General features: G+C 47.5%; 4 protein-coding genes. All 4 read right to left on the reverse strand.

The features are described 5' to 3' along the window. Positions 1-11 precede the first annotated feature (11 nt). From AACQ83_RS18735 to AACQ83_RS18750, 4 genes are read right to left on the reverse strand one after another with little or no spacing between them, the layout of a single operon-like run. Positions 12-815 carry a thioesterase II family protein gene (locus tag AACQ83_RS18735; protein WP_240000852.1) on the reverse strand — a complete coding sequence of 268 codons (804 nt, stop codon included), beginning with the start codon at positions 813-815 and terminating at the stop codon, positions 12-14. Continuing rightward, positions 815-1912 carry a Gfo/Idh/MocA family oxidoreductase gene (locus AACQ83_RS18740; RefSeq protein ID WP_112879125.1) on the reverse strand — a complete coding sequence of 366 codons (1098 nt, stop codon included), beginning with the start codon at positions 1910-1912 and terminating at the stop codon, positions 815-817. Before AACQ83_RS18740 ends, AACQ83_RS18735 begins: the two co-directional genes overlap by 1 nt. Then, complete coding sequence (locus AACQ83_RS18745; protein WP_112879126.1) at positions 1909-13629, reverse strand: non-ribosomal peptide synthetase/type I polyketide synthase; 11721 nt, start codon at positions 13627-13629, stop codon at positions 1909-1911. Before AACQ83_RS18745 ends, AACQ83_RS18740 begins: the two co-directional genes overlap by 4 nt. Continuing rightward, entirely contained in the window at positions 13629-19766 is a 6138-nt protein-coding gene (locus AACQ83_RS18750; protein ID WP_112879127.1) for a non-ribosomal peptide synthetase, read from the reverse strand. Before AACQ83_RS18750 ends, AACQ83_RS18745 begins: the two co-directional genes overlap by 1 nt. Positions 19767-19798 lie beyond the last annotated feature (32 nt).

Below are 19798 nucleotides of genomic sequence, written 5' to 3' on the forward strand. Positions count from 1 at the left end.
AAAAGGTGCCATTATGCGAACTCCTGTAAACAAACATATTGTATAAATTGTGTAACGTGGCGAATAAAATTCTCAGGTTCTTGAGTAATATAAAAATGGTCGCCTACAATCTCCTTGTAGCGATATGAAAGGTGTTGCTCTCCGTCTGCAAGCCATTGTTGCCACTGCTGAACTTCTATCGCAGAAGCCTCTTTATCTTCACTGCCATAAAGCAGCAATGTTGGTGTTTGCAGTTTTATCGCGTCAGTCTGAACGAACCGGTGATAATGTTCCGTAGCAAGAAAATCAGCCCGTAGCATCGGCAAGAACAGCGCAAGCAAGCCGGGATCTTCTCGCAAAATCGGGCTACAACCGCCGATATCAATCAATTGTTCAATAAACTCATGATCAGGTAATCCGCTAAGTTGGCGGCGGGATTGAAGATGAGGTGCATGGCACCCCGAAAGCACCAGCGCCTTGGGTGAACAATTTTGTTGCTCAAGGCGTTGGCAAGTTTCAAAAGCAACTTGGGCCCCCATACTGTGACCGACAAGTATCAGGTTCTCTCTTTGTGCGGAGGTGAATGACACCATCAGGTCAGAAAGTGATTGCGCCAATGTCGCAATACTGGTGGCTGCCTTTTCCGTCATACGACTGTCTCGTCCGGGGTAAATCACTAGTGAAACCGCTATATCTGAATTTTCTAGTGTGGACCAGTGGCGGAATGCATTGGTACTGCCCCCGGCAAAGGGGCAGATTAACAGCGTGTATTTGGGTTTGCCGTGAGTCGTCAGGCAAGGACGAATCATCGGGTGTGTAGGGAGTGACCACGTCATCAACATTCTTCCTTAGTTAACATCAATTTTGCTGGCTCAATCCAAACAGGGGACGATAAATCCTGAGTAACAGGCTCTCCCATAATACGCAAAATTTGTTGCCATAAACCTGCTAACCGCAGTTGGTAATCGTAAGCAAAAGCCGGTGGGCAGAGGGCACCGTTCAATACAGAACCTAAGGTATTGAGCAGAAATGCCACACCTTTAGCACCATCACATTCAAATGCTGTCATCCAGTTTTTGGTTGCCGGACAAAGAATTTGTGATGTTGCTTGGTACAGATAGTTATCATCCGGCTGGCTGGCATTCAGGTAGAGGCTTTGTTCGTTGTTCAGATGATCAGGTGCATGAAGAACGGGTGTCCAGATGACCGGCCCGTAACTGGCTTCCTGCGTAAGATAACCGACAGGCCAGATCAGCGTCATTTTATGCATTACCAGATTGTGCATATCGGGATCTCTCGGGTCCAGATAGGATTGCACGTTTAATGTTACTGTTGTCCCTGCGAAGCTAAGTTCAAAGCAATGAAATGCACTGCTTCGCTGACCGACATAGACTATCTCCATCTGTTCCGGACAGTGACATGCCTGTAACAACAGATCGAGCGCGGAAAATAGCAATTGGCGACTGGTTGTCAGATAACCACTTACCGGACGTTGCTGTGATAAGTGAGTGATTTGCCGCGCCGCATGTAACCAACTTCTTCCAGCATGACATTGGCTATAAAAGCTATTTACCCAAAACATTGCATCATGTTTGTTTGCGGTTAATTGATGTCTTTTAATGGCTTCGGCATCAAGGGGGTGTTCCTGAATGACAGAAATTCCATGCGCCAAAAGTGCCTGAGTGAGCTGATCGCCTTTGCCGCCAATAACCTCCGCCCGTATTACCACGCAGGCAATATCAATATCATCTGGTAGTTCATCCAGTGAGCGGAATAGGGGCACATTAAAATCACAGGCAAGTTGCTGCGAGCGAGCACTGCCCTGTGCCAAAATACCGGCTAATTCCAAACCAGACTGAGGTTGTAAGAACGCATTAAGATATAATTCGCCAAATTTCGAACCGGCAATCAGAACCCGCCGTGGCTTTATCATATGTTCTCCTTAACAAAATTAGTGGTTGGTACTGAATTCAAGATATCTTTCAGACAAGTAACCAATGAGCCAACATGTTCATGTTGGAACAAGGTGTAATGATCGCCCGCAAGTTGTGTCACATTGACTGGCCCAAAAGCCTGCCAGCCAAGATCGATTGAGGCGATAGTGGTTGGATCGAGATAATCCATAAAATCAGGTAGTGCCTGTGCTGCCCGTATAAGCCAGAAAGGCTGTGAAGTCTGCGGCGGACAGTAGTCAAGCAACGCATTCAGGTTATGACGCCACACGTCATAAAGTGCGGTCAGCGAGCTATCAATCTTGGCAGATTGCGGCAAGGCATCGTGCAACGCATTAAGGAAAGTCTTAGTATCAGCTGCGATAACATGATTATTCAACGTCAGACCAGGGAATTGCCCCTGCAAATCGAGCAAGAAATGACGATGACAAAATGTTTCATTCAGCGTCAAATCGGTGCGCACATTTGGCGCAAAGCAGTCAATCAGGATACATTGAGAAACACTTTCACCCACCGCACGTAATTGATGAGCCATTTCATAAGCCACCAATCCACCGAACGACCATCCTGCCAAGGCATAAGGTCCTTGTGGCTGGAAAGCTCGGATTTGACTGATATAGTCAGCCGCCAACGCTGCCACAGAAGGAGTATCTGTATTTAAATTATCTGGCGAAAATGCCAACCCAATCATGCGTTGGTCACCGAAATTGGCTGCTAAATGACGATACCCCAACAGATGCCCACCAATAGGATGGACGATAAACAGGACAGGTTGTTCAACGCTTCCCTCGTTCAATATCACCCCTTGGCAAGGGTTTTCTGGCTGATGTTCAATGAATTCAGCCAAAGAGTGTACGGTATCGTAAGTTTGTAACAGGCTGAGTGGATATTGACGGTCAAAAGTCTGATTGATTTTCACCATTAACCGTACCGCCGCCAGAGAGTCTCCACCTAACGTAAAGAAACTCTCATGCACACTGATAGCTTGTTGTTCCAATACTGATTGCCAAAGGTTCAACACAGCTTGTGCTGTCACACTGAGAGCAACCGACGATGCAAGATTGATTTCCTGTGCTGCCTCCTCAACCAAAACTGCCAATGCGCGTCTGTCAATTTTGCCGTTGTCGGATATAGGGATCGTATCAAGAATGATAAATCGCTGTGGACACATCCAGACGGGCAAGGTCTGTTGCAACCAATGAGGCAGAACCGGTAAAAGCTCTGTAGATAGCGGGGCTTCATCAGATAAACGTACACCCGCAACGAGTTGCAATGCACCGGTTGACGTAGTATGTGCAAACGCTAACGCTTGTTGTATATCCGGATGCTCGCATAAGCGGTGTTCGATCTCGCCTAACTCAATCCGATAGCCACGAATCTTAATCTGATGATCATTGCGTCCCAGAAACTCAATATTACCGTCTGGCCGCCAGCGCCCTAAATCACCAGTGCGGTATAACCGTTCACCGGTTTGAGGATGGGTAATAAAGGCTTGTGCAGTTTTTTCTAAATCAGCCCAGTAGCCTAGCGCTAACCCTTGTCCACCAATATAGAGTTCCCCCGTTACCCAAACCGGGCAGGGTGAAAGCGTTGCATTAAGCACATAGAAAGTCTGATTAGCCAGTGGTTTTCCATATGGAATGCTGCGCCAGTTTGGATCAACCTGAACGATAGGATAGGCAATAGACCAGATTGACGCTTCAGTTGCACCGCCCAAACTAAGAATATTCAGGGCAGGGTGAAGGGCAGATAATCTTTCTGGCAAACTGGTTGGTATCCAATCACCACTCATCAATATCCAGCGCAGACTCTCTAAGGAGTGCGGATAATCTCTGGCGTACTCCTCAAGCAGTTGTACAAATGCCGGAACAGAATTCCAAACTGTGACTGATTCTTGTTGTAACCGCGTCAATAACTTGTCAGGTTGTCGGCTGTCACCAGGAGAAGGAATAACTAGTTTTGCCCCACAACTTAAAGTACCGAACAGATCATAAACTGAAAGATCGAATGTCAATTCTGATATTGCCAGTACGCTATCGTGTTCATTGAGAGCAATACGTTGGTTAATATCAAGAATGGTATTAACCGCACCTTGATGATCTATCATCACGCCTTTCGGTTTGCCAGTAGAACCTGATGTGAAAATCACATAAGCCAAATCCTCAGGATGGGCAGACAAACGCTGTTCACCGGTATTTTTCGGCAAGCGGTTAAGTAATATTTCATCCAGAGAGATAACCTGTACACCATCAGGCCAACTCAGCTGTTGAGCAAACTTAGGTTGAGTCAATACAATATCAACTTCTCCTGATGCCAATAGCTGATGGATGCGTTGTTGCGGGTAGCTGGCATCAATAGGTAGATAAGCCCGTCCCGCCAATAAAATCGCTATAACCGCGATAATCTGTTCCCAACCTTTTTCCATCACCACGCCAATCAGAGGCGAATGCTGATTTTCTTGTGCTTGTAGATGGGCAGCCAGCGTCAGGCTTTGTGACCACAAAGTGCGGTAATCGATTTGACGATAAGCATCGACTACAGCGGTACGTTGTGGGTAGCGATTTACCGACTGCTCAATTAACGAACAGAGTGTGTGGGGCGGAAACACATTCTTTGTCGCATTACTATCTTGGCACAAAATCCGATCACTTACCGGGAGCCACTCTGGAAGTAAGGTGCTCCATTGGTAATCGGGTTCAAGCAGGGCGACGACACTAGCCTGATAATGCGCAAACATGTTTTCTGCAACTTGTGGCTGGAACAGTTGCGGCAAAATTGCCCATTGAATGATAACGCCACCATCTGAACCGGAAATCAGCATACAGTCGAGATAAATATGAGGTGTTTGCGCACCAAAGAGATTCAGCGTTCCCAGCCCTGATGGCCCCTGGCCCGCAGTACCGGTTGTATCGTTGAACACAATCGGCATACCGGCGTTTAGATTGTGACGGTGCTGATTTTTCTCTCGGAGTACCAGTTGTCCGTCAAATAGAGCATGTTGCAGATCAGCTAACCACTGTTTCTGTATCCGACTTAGCGCGTCACTGAATCCTGTGCTATTGCGTAAATCCACTTCCAATAATGATGTAGTAGACAGATTTCCGACCAGCGTATCGCAATGTTGCGGCATTAACAGTCGGTTGCCATGCAGAACATTGATGGTGAAATGCTCGCTGTTGCTCCATACCGCTAGAATATGGGTGAATAACGTCAGCATAACCTGTGATGGTAAAGCTCGGTATTCTGCTGCACGTTGTTGCAAACGCTGCCATTGTTGCGGACTGATATATCCCGTCAGACATTGTTGATTAAGTTCTTGTGACTGATGATCTTTTAACGGTAACACAGGAGCATCAGGCAGATAAGGTAAGCGATTAAGCCAATATTGCTGGCTTTGTTGCCAGGCTTCCCCCGTTTTCTCATCCTCCAGTGCTTGAATATAGTCACTAATAGTCGCTGCCGGTGGTTCTGGCTGCCAGTTAAGTTCCTGATATCCGCGTTGCAAATCGCGTAGGATTAACGTCAGACTTTTGCCATCAGCAACCAGTAGGTCGATAGTCAAATGCAATAAACATACCCGGTCATCAGTACGATATAGCGTCAAATCAAACAGCGGCCAGTTATCGCTAGGAACACCTTTAGTGCGCAAGATATCGCGGGCATCAGCGAGTTTTGTCTCGCGTTGATCAGGCATCATGTTACGACAGTCAATTACCGTCGGGGTATAGCAGGGCACTTCCGGCAGAATATGATATTGCCCATCCTTCACATAGCCACGTAATTGCGCATGATGGCTCACCACACGGTTCCAAGCTGCGGTAAAACGTGGCAGATCAAGATCGTTAATAGCCAGTTCAGCGTAGAAATGCGCAATGCCGTTACCAAATTGGAATAGCTGGCTTTCGCCTAACCAATAGGCATATTGCAACGCAGTCAGTGGAAGCGTCTGCTCCGATGCTGGCTTAGCCTCAAGTGGAACAGCCTGTGTAGCGGGTGTTGTTTCAACTATTCGCAAGGTGCGACAAAACTCACTCAATTTAGGATGTTCAAAAAGCTGTTGCAGATTTGCCTGTTCGTAACCTTGACGACGCAATTGCACCACCATTCGGGTAGCAATTAAGCTGTCACCGCCACTTTGGAAAAAGTCACTGTGGCGCTGTATTGGCTGAGGAAGCAGTGAACACCAGAGCGCGATTACCTGCTGCTCTATATCATGGAGCTGGTTATCCGCTGTTTCCGGTTGTACTGCTTCCAGAGTTGATCGCTGTGCTACGCTCTCTTTAGCGGTCATGATCAATGGTAATTGTTCTTGCTGTTGAACATGCAATGAATAAGGCAAAGTGGAAAATTGTGCCGCTACTTCACTGATATTGAGCCGTGTTTGCCGTTCAGCCTGCGCCAGAATCAGTTGTTGATGCAGTTCTGGTCCATCTTGCCCCGGCCATTCCAATGAAACCCGATAGCCGGATTTCTCCAAGCACTTACGCCAGTCCGCAAGCGCCATCAATGCACTATCGCCGCGATCATCACTCCAGGCATTAATGCCTTCAATAAAACCAACACTGGCGAGTTGCATCGCACTTTCGCGTTTCGTCGATTCAATAATCAGCAACCATCCACCGGTTTTTAGTAACCGTGACAGGCGTTGCAAGGTGTTTCGCAGATGGGTTGCATCATGTAACACGTTAACCGCCATAATCAGGTCATAACCGGATTCAGGATGCTGGCTAAAATCAATACGCTGATTAATATCGAACAGCGCAAATTTTACAGTTTCGCCATAATGATTGAGCAACTGGCGTGCATCATCCAGGAATAGCGGCGAAACATCGGTAAAGTGATAGCGTTCAATCGATTGTGCATTGTGCTTAAGCACCTTCGATGAGGTTGCTCCAGTTCCTGCACCGACTTCCAGTACAGTGAAATGATCAGATACTTGACTCAATTGCCGGACAATTTCAGCGGCAGTTTGGTTCAGGCATCGTAACGCTGGATTCTCACTATAGAGGCTGGCAGTGGTCTGTTTATCGGCAAACAGCAGTTCCAACGCATTACCTCGCCCGGCAAGCAGGGCATCATGTTGCTCGATACATGTTGCAACATAACGGCTAATCGTTTGACACCATACGGCATCGTCCAGTTTTGCTGTAGGAGCAAGAACATGAGTAAGCGGTTGCAGACAACGGTATCCATCAGCGGTTTTTTCAATCAATCCTTGGTTGTTTAATAACGTCAGCCATTGGGTAAGAAGACGCTGATACTGTGGTGCCAGTTGTAAACGTTGTTCAATCTCTGCACGAGAGTGACATTGCTGAGGATAAGTGAACAGATTATGACGCAGTAATGTCTGGCTCAGACCAAATAACGCTTGCTGTTCAATGTGTTGCCAGGAACGCTCAAATGACTGTTGTTCTGCCAACTCAGGCAGCGGTAACACATCGGTGTTTATTGACAATGGTTCTGGTAGCGATAATGGCAAATTATCTTCTGCCACCAGCCATAAGTTATAACCTTGCGTGTCGTCCTGACGTGGCTGAATTTCTGCCAACCGTACTTCAGGTTTAGTACGCAAATATTGTTCAGCTTGATGCAATTCAGGTTGTTGCGGCCAGAAGTTATAACGGGTATGACCGGAAGGGGGGATATGAAGATCATAATGTTCTATGCAGTCAGGCTGATGGCAAATTTGCACTAACAGAGCATTATAAACGGCAAATAGTGCTTCAATAACCCCCGGTGCCAATACATCATCCATGCAGTACCAGTTAAACAGTAAATCACCATCCACTTCCATGACCTGATGATCCAGCCAGACTTGCGGGGTTTGACTCAGAACAAAGACTGGATCACCCAGTAACTGAGTGATGGATTGTTTAATGGCGACGCCTTCTTGTGCCATTCCCAACATGCTGGTGAAAACTACCGGCGTCAGCGGTTGCCTGCTTTGAGCTTCACCATTTTGTTGACGGCCAAGTTCTCGCAACACCTCAACACCATTGACATAGTTATGGCTCAGCCGTTGCCACAGCAAAGCTTGTGTTTTCTCCATGCTGGCACGCAAGGAGATTATTTTGCGTAAATCAAAATCCATCAACATGACTGAGGTAAAATCACCAATCAGATCTTGAACCTCTGGATGGAAAGGTTGCCGGTTAAAGAATGTCAGGTTGAGAGTAAACAGCGGATGACGGCTATACCATTCCAGAGTATGAGCAAACAGCGTCAGCAGACCGGCAGAAGGAGTCACGCCCCATTGTTGCCAGCGTTGTTTAAGCATTTGCCAATCAGATTGTGCTAATCGACCTTCATAAGTTGTGAATTGTGGCTGACTATGCTGGGGCAGTTGCGGATTCAGCGGTAATCTTGGCGCCGGAGGCAACGAAGGTAATTGTTCCTGCCAATATGCCCATGATGCCTGCCACTCTTTACTTGCCCGTTGAGCTTGTTCCGCCATCACATAGTCACGGAAAGTAAACACCTGCGGGATCAGGGGTTGCTGGTGGTAAGCGCGTTGCAAATCGTCCATCATGATCCGGAAACTCTGTACGTCAAACTGCAACAGATCCAGATTCATATGTAAGCGACAGCGTGCATTCGGTAGCAGAGAAACAGAAACTTCAAACAACGGCCACTGTTCTGCTGGCGGGACTTGGTAAGAAAGCGTATGACGACGCTGAACCAGCGCCTGTTGGCAAGCGATTTCATCCAACATCCGCAAATCATCTTGTGATAACGCATACCAAGGCGTTTCAGGCAAAATTCTTTGTTGTCCGTCTTCATCCACGACCATGCGCAACATGCCATGACGCTGAATTAAAGCATTCCATGCCTGTTCAAAACGCGGAATATCAAAACTATCCAGTGTCAAATCCCATTCAAATAGGACGTGACACGCGACACCGCCGAAATCAATGGCCTGAGTACGACCAATCCAGTAAGCGTGCTGAATGGGTGTTAACGGGAATGGAGCATGACGTTGGGCGCTGTCAATAATGATCTCAGGCTGAGAACAGGTTACTGGTTGTTCAGGTAATGCGTCGCCAATAAGTCGATTAAGCCCCTCTAAAGTCATATTCTGATAAGCCAACTCGGCAGTTAATCTGAAACCAAATTGCTGGTGGATCACCGCATTTAGCTCCAGGAACAGCAGGGAATCCAAACCAAATTGCAGTAAGTCCTGTTGCGGTGCCAAACATTCAGGCTGTTCTAATCGTAGCAATGCAGCAATACGTTGACGCAACCAATTAAGCCGTTCTTCACTGTCCTGATACAGCGTGTTATCGACAGAGTATGAAGGAGCTGGGGTTGCCACTGGATGGATATGAGCAGTGTCAGCCTGTAAACGTCGCGAAATATCAGGATGATGCTCATCTAACCGTATTGCCAGATAGCAAGGAGATGCGGTACGCAGAGATTGATAAAAATGCCAGATACCTTCATTGACGCTGAACGGTAACATGCCATCTTGTGCCAATTTTTCCACTAATCGCCGCTCGCGGGCCATACCAACGCCACCCCAAACACCCCAAACCAGTGTTTTTACCATCAACGGACTCGGTGCTGTCAGCGCCAAAGATTCCAGGTAAGCATTGGCAACGGCATAAGCACCTTGCCCTTGAGCACCTAACATTGATGCGGCAGAAGAATGAAGCAACAGATAGTGTGCATTATGTTGCTTAAGAGCAATTTGCAATGCCGATGCACTTAGGGCTTTTATCGATAACATTTGTGACAGACGTTGAGGTTCAAGTTCTGCCAACTGGGTGTGATCAGCGATACCCGCCGCATGAATTGCCCCGGCGATACCATCCTCTTGTGCCAGCGTCTGCACTGCATTTAACAAAGCTGGCGTATCAGTAACATCAACGTTAATCCAGCGGATCTCACATTCAATATTCAGTGATAACTCTTGAACAAAAGCATCCCAATCCGCATGTTGACGACGGGCAAGTACCGCGATTCTACGTGCACCTTGAGCCAACAACCAACGGATGGAAATCTGACCAATTCCGCCCATTCCCCCAGTTACGATATGCCAACCCTGATGAGGAATCGACATCGGCTGTTGAGAAAGCAGTAAGGATTGACGTTGTAAAACGGGTACCGAGACTTGGTTGCCACGTATTCTCAGCCAACGGTTATGTTCACTTAAATATCCAAGCGCTAATGACAAAGCGTCAGCATCGTTGATATCAGTAATATCAATCGCTTGAATACGACGATGGGGATATTCTTCAACTGCGACACGTAACAATGCCCAGACAGCATATTGAGCTGGATTGATATTCTCTGGTGATAAGGTGGTTTCCGGTTGAGCGCCACAGGTGACAACGGTTAATGGTATTTCTTCATCACGTTTTAGTTCGGTAATAACTTGATTGCATAATTCAAGTACATCACTGCCAGTAAGCAGCAATAAGATATTTCCGCTTTCTGGCTGTAAATGAATACCCGCCTGACACCAATGATTAACTCTCTCGTCATTCTCAGTTGAAGAACGGAGAGTATATGCCGTTGAAGATCTTGGGTTATCTGTGATGTTTATTGTACGCCAGTGTAGGGCATAGTGGGTATCGGGGCACGGTTGTGGTGCGGGAAGCCATGAGTTGGTTGCAGCTTGTGTTGATACAAACTGACGCGGCAGATCGCAACGATCGCTTAACAGGGCAAATAGACGCTCACCCGCATAAATCAAAGCAGGGAAAGCAGTGAGTAAACGTGCCTCTAATAATCTGCGTTTGGCATATGGCAGGGGACGATCAGGACGATACATTTTACTTGTTGTTGGCCCAAAAACTTCCCGGTAATAACCTTGCTGGACGCAATAGGTTAGCAATTGTTCCAACAAAGGGCGCCAACGAGGTTGCAGACGGCCAGCCCGAATAGTGTCGATAGCACTGAAACCTTGTTCAGTATCACGCCCATGACATTGATATACCAATGCATCGGTATACAACTCACGTAGTGTTGCAGCATCGGGGTTTTGCTCAATGGCAGGATCGAGCAGAGCATTGACATCAAGTCCAGTATTGATATTGGTTGTGGGCTGCACAGATTTGGTTGCAGGGAAGCGATAATGCTGCTCATCAAATGGATAGAGCGGAGCATGACATTTTTCCCCAGTAAGCGAGAAAAGATGCAGCCAGTCAAGATGCACGCCAGCACAGTAAAGTTGCATGAGAGCCGTTTGCTGAGCTGTCTCTGGAGAACTTTGACGCCGTACGCCAGCAATCCAGATTTCCTGTGGCAGACTGACACGCCGCCCGATGCCAGTTAATTGTGCATCAGCCCCCATCTCCATGAATAATGTCACCCCTTGCTGGCGAGCAAATTCAACCGCCGGGTAATAGCGTACGGTCTGACGCATATGGTTACGCCAGTAGTCTGGTGAACCCAATTGTTCAGCCGTTGCAATATTGGCTGTCAGGGTAGAAATCAGCGGGATTTCCCCCAATGTAGGTTGCAACTGGCTACAACGCAGAGAAAATGCCTCCAGTACGCCATCAAGCATGGCTGAATGTGCTGCACAGGCAACGTTTAGACGTTGGCAACGAATCTGCTGTTGTTCCAGACGTTGCGCCAAAGTAGCAATTTCCGTCGCTGTACCGGCCCAAACCCAGTGTTGTGGGCCATTGCAAACCGCCAAATCTAATGCCAGCGAACAAACGAACGGAAGTACTTCTTCTTCATTGGCAAAAACCGCCAGCATTGCGCCCCCTTGGGAGCAGCTTTGCATCAGTTTGCCTCGTACCGCAACGAGCGGCATCACCTGTTCAGGTGTGAGAATCCCGGCAACAACGGCAGCGGCAAATTCTCCAACCGAGTGCCCCAATACATAATCAGGCTTCAATCCAAGCGCCCGCCAATGTGCCGCCAGTGCAATCTGATGCGCCACAATTGCCGGTTGTGCGTATTCGGTGGTGGCTAATGCGGCATCATGCTCTCCGAACATCACGGCTTTTAATGGCAATGCCAACCCTGATGCACAGGCTGCACAGCAACGATCCAACATAGCGGAAAAAACAGGAGAGCTGGCATACATTGCTTTTCCCATGCCAGACCATTGGCAACCTTGGCCGCTAAATTGCCAAAGTTGCTTACTTTCGCTGTTGATTTGCCCACTGAAAACATTTTGTGTTGGTTTCTTGTTGGCAAAAGCGGATAAATTTGCAGCACTCTGTGGCGTTAGCGTCAACGCTAAACGCCAGGGTAATGAAAAATCACGCCCCTGTAATGCGGTCCATGCCAAATCTGCATGATGCCCTAGTGCACCATTGAGTGCAGCCGCATAACGTTGGGCCAATTGACGTAATGAAAATTCAGAAGCAGCAGAGAGCAATAAAGGCGAAGTCTGCGCATGATGGACACGGTGACGACGTAATTTCTCTGGCAATGATTGCACGACGACATGACAGTTAGTACCACCAATACCAAACGAAGAGACGCCCGCGGTACGTAATGCTTGTGTCCAGCGTTGCCCTTGTGTTGCCAGCTTGAATGGACTTTGTTCCAACCGTAAAGCTGGGTTGGGTTGCTGAACATTGATCGTCGGTGGAATATGTCCATGCCAAACAGACAGAACCGCTTTAATCAAGCTAGCAATGCCGGCAGCCGTATCAAGATGGCCCATATTGCTTTTCACTGAGCCAAGATAACAAGGCGGTACCGCCACACTACGGTCAGAAAATATGCTGTGTAACGCGTCAACTTCTATCGGATCGCCAAGAGGCGTTCCTGTGCCATGTGCCTCGATCATCCCAACATCATCAACACTGACATCCGCCAGTTGAAGTGCTTCGATAATAACGTTGCGCTGACCGTTAACCGAAGGGGCAGTAAAGCCAACTTTCTCATTGCCGTCATTATTAATTGCACTGCCACGTAGCACAGCCATGATGGGATCGCCATCGCGCAGAGCATCACTTAAGCGTTTTAGCGTGACAACACCAACGCCATTGCCACCATAGGTGCCATTTGCTTGGCTATCAAAAGGGCGGCAATGCCCATCAGGGGAGAAGATCATTCCCGGCTGATACAAGTAACCACTTTCTTGCGGGAAAGAAACTGCCACACCACCAGCCAACGCCATGTCACACTCACCGGCACGCAGGTTTTCACAAGCTATATGTACGGCAACCAGTGAACTTGAACACGCTGTTTGTACCGTCAGTGCCGGGCCTTTTAGGTTTAATTTATACGCGGTACGTGTCGCAAGATAATCTTTATCGTTACTGATTAACGCTTGAAGCCCTTTAACTTTGCCAACATCAGTCATGGAAAATTGTGACCATGAAGGCCAAGTACTGACTCGGCTACTACCAAAAACACCGGTTTTCAACGGGACATGGCGTGGTGCATAACCGGCATGCTCAAGGGCATGCCAGGCAGTCTGGAGAAAAAGACGCTGTTGAGGATCGAGCATCTCCGCTTCCTGACGTGAATAACCAAACAGCGAGGCGTCAAATTGTTCCGCCTTCTCTAATATCGCTGCCCGATTGACAAAATTTTCACTCTCAATAACTTCAGGAGGAATACCTGCATCTAATAATGTTTGACGGGAGAGTGGAACAGTACACTCAACTCCGTGTTGCAGGTTATGCCAGAAAGTATCGCTATCTGGCGCCTGCGGAAAGCGGCAGGCAAGGCCAATCACTGCGATAGGATCGCAATTATCGTAGTGAGGTGTTAAATCAGTCATTATGCAGCTCCTTTATGACGTCTTTCCCGTTGTTGCAAACGCTTTTGTTGTTGACGCTGACGAGGGGTAATCGACTGGCGATTTCCGTCGCGGGGATCCTTCCGGCAGCGCAAACTGAGCGTCTCTGCTGTTGGATAAGCAAATAAATCAGTCACGGCAAGATGATAAAAACCCGCATGTTGTAATTTGCTATGCAATTGAATTAGCTGTAGCGAGCTGGCTCCTGCCTCAAAAAAGTTTTGTTGTGCGTTAATAGGATGATTTGTTATAGACAAGAACAGGCGTTGAATTTCGCTGCATATTTGTGGGTCATATCCCGCTGAACGCAGTGATGGCGCAATGGCAACAGCAGTATTTTCAACCATCACGGATTGCTGGCGTGGCATCAGTTGTTCCAGTGCTGCATGCCAACTTTCTGGCTGTGCCGCAAGGGTACGCAACAGCGTCATGTAGCTATTGAACATGTTTTGCAACTGACGCGGTTCAAACAATTCTTCGACAGCATCCCAATTTAGACAAAGTTCATTATCAGATTCATAAACCTGGTGATCCAACCAGATTTGTGGCGTTTGGGAAATACCCCAAACGGGTTTCATCCATGATGAATGCGAAAGAAATTGCCCTTGGTGTGTTCCCAATGCACTGGTGAAAACGACCGGCATAATGGCCGCATCGGGGCTACGGCTCTGTGCCAATTCACGCATCACTCTAATTGCTGAAATGTGACGGTGATCCAGATCCTGCCAGAGCTGTTGTTGCAATCTACGGGCACTTGATAACCAATTTTTCTTCGGGCGCCAGGCCAGTAATGACAGAGAAGTGAAATCACCCAGAATGTGATTAATATCTTCATGCCAGTGCGGACGATCGAAAAGGGTAAGGTTGAGCGTTAGCTCCGGTTTAGTACTGAATGCAGAAAGAACCGCTGCATAAGCCGCAATTAATAGCGCGGAAGGCGTTATCTGATAAGGCGCTGCATGTTGTTTTAACTGGCTCCATTCATATGCAGATAACCGATCGCTATAGCGCACAAAACGTGGGGATTGAACCTCTTCCGGGGCAATACGCAGTGGCAATTGTGGTGCCAGTGGTAATGTTTTCACTTGCTCCTGCCAATATTGCAGCGAATGCTGGTGCGTCGGCATTTGCTGCTGGCATAACACACAATCCCGGAATGTCACTTTCAATGGTGGCAATTCATGTTGCTCGTCGAGATAGAGCTGTTCTAATTCGGCCAGCAATATCTGCATGCTCAACCCGTCTAATAGCAGATTATCCAGACTGACAAATAGCCGGGAGATAATTCCATCATCTTGCGCAAGCTGGAAATCGAATACCGGCCAGTTGCCGGCATCTAATACCTGATGTGAAAGCTGTTCACGTAATGTGTCGGCCCGCGTAATATTGATGAATTGATGTTGTTTGACGGAGAACTGAGGGACATTTTCTAATACCTGTTGCTGCCCATTAACAACCACGGTTCTGAGCATTGGATGACGCTGAATCAGACGATTTAGCACCCGATTTAAACGTTGAACATCTAATTGCTCTATCCGGTATTCAATAAAGAAATGCGCGCCAACACCACTTAAAGCGAAACCCGGATGGCGCCCGACCAAATAAGCCTGCTGAACTTCCGTGAGTGGGAAAGGGTGGTATTCATTTTGCTCTTTCGGCAGAGCACACGCTGCTGATGAGGTTTCAGCCAGAGGAACCAGCGTAGCCGCAAATGCAGCTAATTGTGGGTTACGGAAAAGATGGCCCAGTTCACCTTTGAAGCCTTGTTGTGTCAGTTCACCAACCAAGCGTGTAGCCAGAAGACTGTCTCCACCAAGTTGGAAAAAGTCACTGTCACGGCCCAGTTGCTCTGTATTGAGCAAACGTTGCCAAATTCCAGCAACGGTTTGTTCAACTGCATTTAACAAAACCACTTCATTCCGGCGTGATGATGTCTCTGTTTTTGTCGCAGACTGTAGTTCTTGCGACAACACCTTACGATCAATTTTGCCGTTAGGTGTCAGTGGCAGGCGAGGAATGATATGCAAGCGCTGTGGAATCATATATCCCGGCAGATGTTGTGCCAGCACAGACTTAATTTTTTCCCGATCAGGAATGGTGACACTGTCACTTGATCGCATCAATAACACATTAAGGTTACCGATGGTAATTGGCGTTTCAGCCTGTAATGGCAATTGTTGTGGTAATAGCGATAACCACTGTGACGCAGAACGTAATTGAATACCTTGAGGTGAAAGCAATTCAGTCGTAATCAGGGAAAGAGACGATGCCTGTTGCAACTCCATTACCAATATCAACGCGCCAGGTTGAGCAAGGGGTACCAATTCCTTGACACAACATGCGGGATCTTCTTCCCGATGTAATACGTTATTCAGCAGAATAATATCAGCCTGATGTTGCAGCGATTCAGGAACTTGTTCAGGCCAACTTCGTTCAGACCAACATTGTACTGATGCATGAGCATAACCGCTCAGCCGTGTTTGCGCCTGATTGACCAATGCTTGAGAACGTTCAAAGCCGAGATAACAGAGGTGCTGATCAGTAATATGCTCAGCCAACCACTGCGCACAGCGACCGCTGCGAGCATCAAACTCCATCAAAGTCACGGGGCGTTGTAATCGCTGAGAAAGGGCAGTGATGACCTGTTGCAACCCTGCTAACCACTGCTGGGTTTCTGGCAATACAAACAGTTGTTGTTCCGGTGCGAATTGCGGATCGTCAAGTAATGCGATCGCCGTCTGTTGCCCGGTAAGAACATCATGTAGCACAGCATGCCAACGTTCCGGGATACCTATCGCCTCATTATTGGATGTAGCAGGTAACCATCCGGCCTGATATATATGCTGTGTAGATTCAACCAGTACCTTACATTGACAAAGATATGCCAACATACGGGCAAACAAGTCATGGTATTCCGGTTGGGGCTGATAGCGCTTCAAGCAATCCGTCAGTGACTGCGGTGAAGTAAAGGTAATACCGTGACGAGATAGATGTTCCAGCAGGAACATTGCAACTTGAGGTCCACTGCTATCTGCGGTTATTGCGTGCATTGCAGGGAACAGCTCACGATAGCCCGCGGGTAACTGAGGCGCACGATTTACCCGTTGGCATAAAGAATCACCTTCCAATTCAAGGAACGCCACTAGCGACTTCTCTTTTTCGCCACTGGCGAGTGCCACCCCTTTACTGATTCCGATTACCTGATTAAGGGCAGCATCAATTTCTCCCAACTCAATTCGGTAACCACCAATTTTTACCTGACTATCACGACGTCCCAGAAATTCAAGCCAGCCCTCAGGATGGTAACAACCTAGATCACCAGTGCGGTACCAGCGTTCCCCTTGATCGACAACAAATTGAGCGGAAGTGCGTTCTTCATCATTAAAGTAGCCTAATGCGACACCGGCACCACCAATCCAAAGCTCACCGACAACCCAGTCAGGACAATCACGGCCATCTTCACCTACGACACGGTAACGCTGGTTAGCTAAAGGATAGCCATACGGAATGGAGCGCCACTGTGCTTCAACTTCTTTGACGATATATTCGTTTGACCAAATAGCCGCTTCTGTTGCACCACCCATTGCACCCAAAACACCATCAGGATTGAAGGCGCGGTAACGTTCAGGCAGTGACAAACCAATCCAGTCCCCGGACAACATCACAGTACGAAGTGCTTTCGGCGCATCGACCTCCATGCCTTCGCAATAGGTCAGTAACATATCGAACAGTGCGGGCACACTATTCCACAACGTCACATGATGACGCGCGATCAACATTTCCCAGGTTGATGGGTCACGACGCTGTGCTTCATTAATTAATACCAGCGCACCTCCCGCGGTGAGAATACCGAAAATGTCATAAACGGAGAGGTCGAAATGTAGAGCAGAGAGTGCCAATAACCGATCGCTACTTTGGACCTGATGACGGCGATTGATATCCAAACAGGTATTGAGTGCGCTCTGGTGGCTGATAACGACTCCTTTTGGCATACCGGTTGAACCAGAGGTATAGATGATATAAGCCGGATCAGTAACCGCACGCTTAACCATGTTTGCCAAAGGTGGCCATTGCTCATCCTGATGCCAGGAAACACAGTGTACATCTTGTGACCAGTCATCACTGTGTTTTTCAAGATCAATGTGTTGTTCAGGATCAATGATAACGATACGAATTCCAGCACTTTCGCAGATAGCACGACGTCGGTTTACTGGCTGATCAACAGGAACCGGTACATAAACGCCGCCGATATAAAGTATCGCCAATACCGCAACAATTTGTCCGACGCCTTTTTCCATGCTAATGGCAACCCGATCTCCCGGTATAACCGACATTTTTTGCAACACGGTTGCTAACCAGCGAGCGGCCAAACTTAATTCACCATAACTGATTTCCTTATTATTAGTCACCAAAGCAACAATATTTGGTGTACGTTCTGCCTGCAAAAACACACCTTCATGCAGAAGGGCATCCGGAAAAGGTTCAGTTGTGTCATTGATCTGATACCGAAGCTGGTATTGTGATTTAGGCATCAGATCCGGTAATTCTTTACTCCACTGTGTGGCGTTTTCCGTTAGATGTTCAATGAACCCCTGATAAGCGGTAAATAAGGTATCCATTAACCCATCAGGGAAGAGTTCATCGTTACTATCCCACTGAATATTCAGCGTGTTTTCATGTTCAAATGCAACGAAATCCAGCCATACCTGAGGTGTTTGTGATATTCCCCAACTTGGTTTTCCCAGAACATCACGGGTATTTTCACCATATAAAGGTCGGCCTAAATTGCTGGTAAACACAATTGGCGCACCATATGGATGACTACCGCGTTTTTTAAGTTCACGTAAAACTTCTACACCAGACCAATGGCGGTGTTCGTAAGCTTCGGCAAATGTTGCCTGCGCATCTTTAGCGAGTTGGCAGAACGGCAAATTATCAGCGGGAATATCTAATAGCAGAATATTAGTAAAGTCGGCCAGCAGGCTATCAACTGCGGTGTGCAACGGCGCTCTATCAAACAATGTCAGGTTAAACAACAGGCGGGGGGCATGATTCCAGCGACATAATAGACCAGCAAATGCGGTCGCCAATGCCATCGTTGGCGTAACACCATTTTGTTGAGCAAGTTGTTTAAAACGTTGCCAATGTTCAGGAGCCAAGCGGAAACATCTGCGCTGAATGCAGACGTTTTTTATTAGGGAAGGTTCCTTAGCCAAAGGGAGTTGCGGGGCAGGGGGAAGGATATCTAACCGGTTACGCCAGAATATCTCTGCTTCTTGTCGAGCCTGCGCAAATTGAGCCTGATATTGCGCTAAATAGCTGCAAAAATCATAGTCGGAAGGGATAACAGGCAGGTTACGTTTAACAATTAATGCCGCCAGTTCAGTAAAGAACAGGCTAAAACTGGCAGCATCCATGATCAGCAAATCAATATTAGCGTGCAACCGGTGCTGATTCTCACCAAACAGACTTAGCTGAATATCGAACGTCTCCCCTTGTTCAACCTGTAATACCCGATGGCTTAGTTGTTCACGTATATTATTCAGCGCTTGTTGCTGTTCTTCTGCTGTCAAGCTGCGCAGGTCATGAACCGTTAATTTTTTCCAATAAGCATCAGCCATCCCTTTCTGGCGACCATCGGGCAAAAACCGCACTCGTAACATCGGATGTCGCTGAATCAACCTATGAATTGCCGCTTCCAGTTGTTCAGGTTCCAACCCGATACCGTCAAATTCTTGATATAAATGGCAACCTACTCCTCCCAACGTCTGCTCTGGCGAACGCCCAACAAAATAAGCATGTTGTACTGCGGTCAGCGGGAACGGACGAGCATCTGTAATCAGTGGCTGCGCCGCATCAGGCTTAAGTGCTGTGTGAGTAACAGGCGCATGACGTTGCAGAAGCTGGCTCCAGGCATACAGTGTGGGTTTTTGATAAAGTTCACGAAGGGTGACGCGATATCCTTGACGCCTCAACTGGTTTAACAATGCCATCATTTGCATTGAGTCCAGCCCCTTGCGAATTAAATCGTCGTTATCATTCACCAGTGTATTTTTTTGAGTAAACAGGCCAGATATGATCTGACGCAGTGAATCTGGAAAGACAAGATCCTTGTGCATGAAGATATCCTATAAATAATGACGGTTATAAA

It is taken from the genome of Photorhabdus sp. S10-54, assembly GCF_963878145.1.
In the GTDB taxonomy this organism is placed as follows: Bacteria; Pseudomonadota; Gammaproteobacteria; order Enterobacterales; family Enterobacteriaceae; genus Photorhabdus; species Photorhabdus kayaii.

Bases quoted from the DNA above. Each gene is read 5' to 3' on its own strand.
- AACQ83_RS18745 (WP_112879126.1), bottom strand. From the start codon at position 13,629: ATGACTGATTTAACACCTCACTACGATAATTGCGATCCTATCGCAGTG.
- AACQ83_RS18735 (WP_240000852.1), bottom strand. From the start codon at position 815: ATGACGTGGTCACTCCCTACACACCCGATGATTCGTCCTTGCCTGACG.
- AACQ83_RS18740 (WP_112879125.1), bottom strand. From the start codon at position 1,912: ATGATAAAGCCACGGCGGGTTCTGATTGCCGGTTCGAAATTTGGCGAA.
- AACQ83_RS18750 (WP_112879127.1), bottom strand. From the start codon at position 19,766: ATGCACAAGGATCTTGTCTTTCCAGATTCACTGCGTCAGATCATATCT.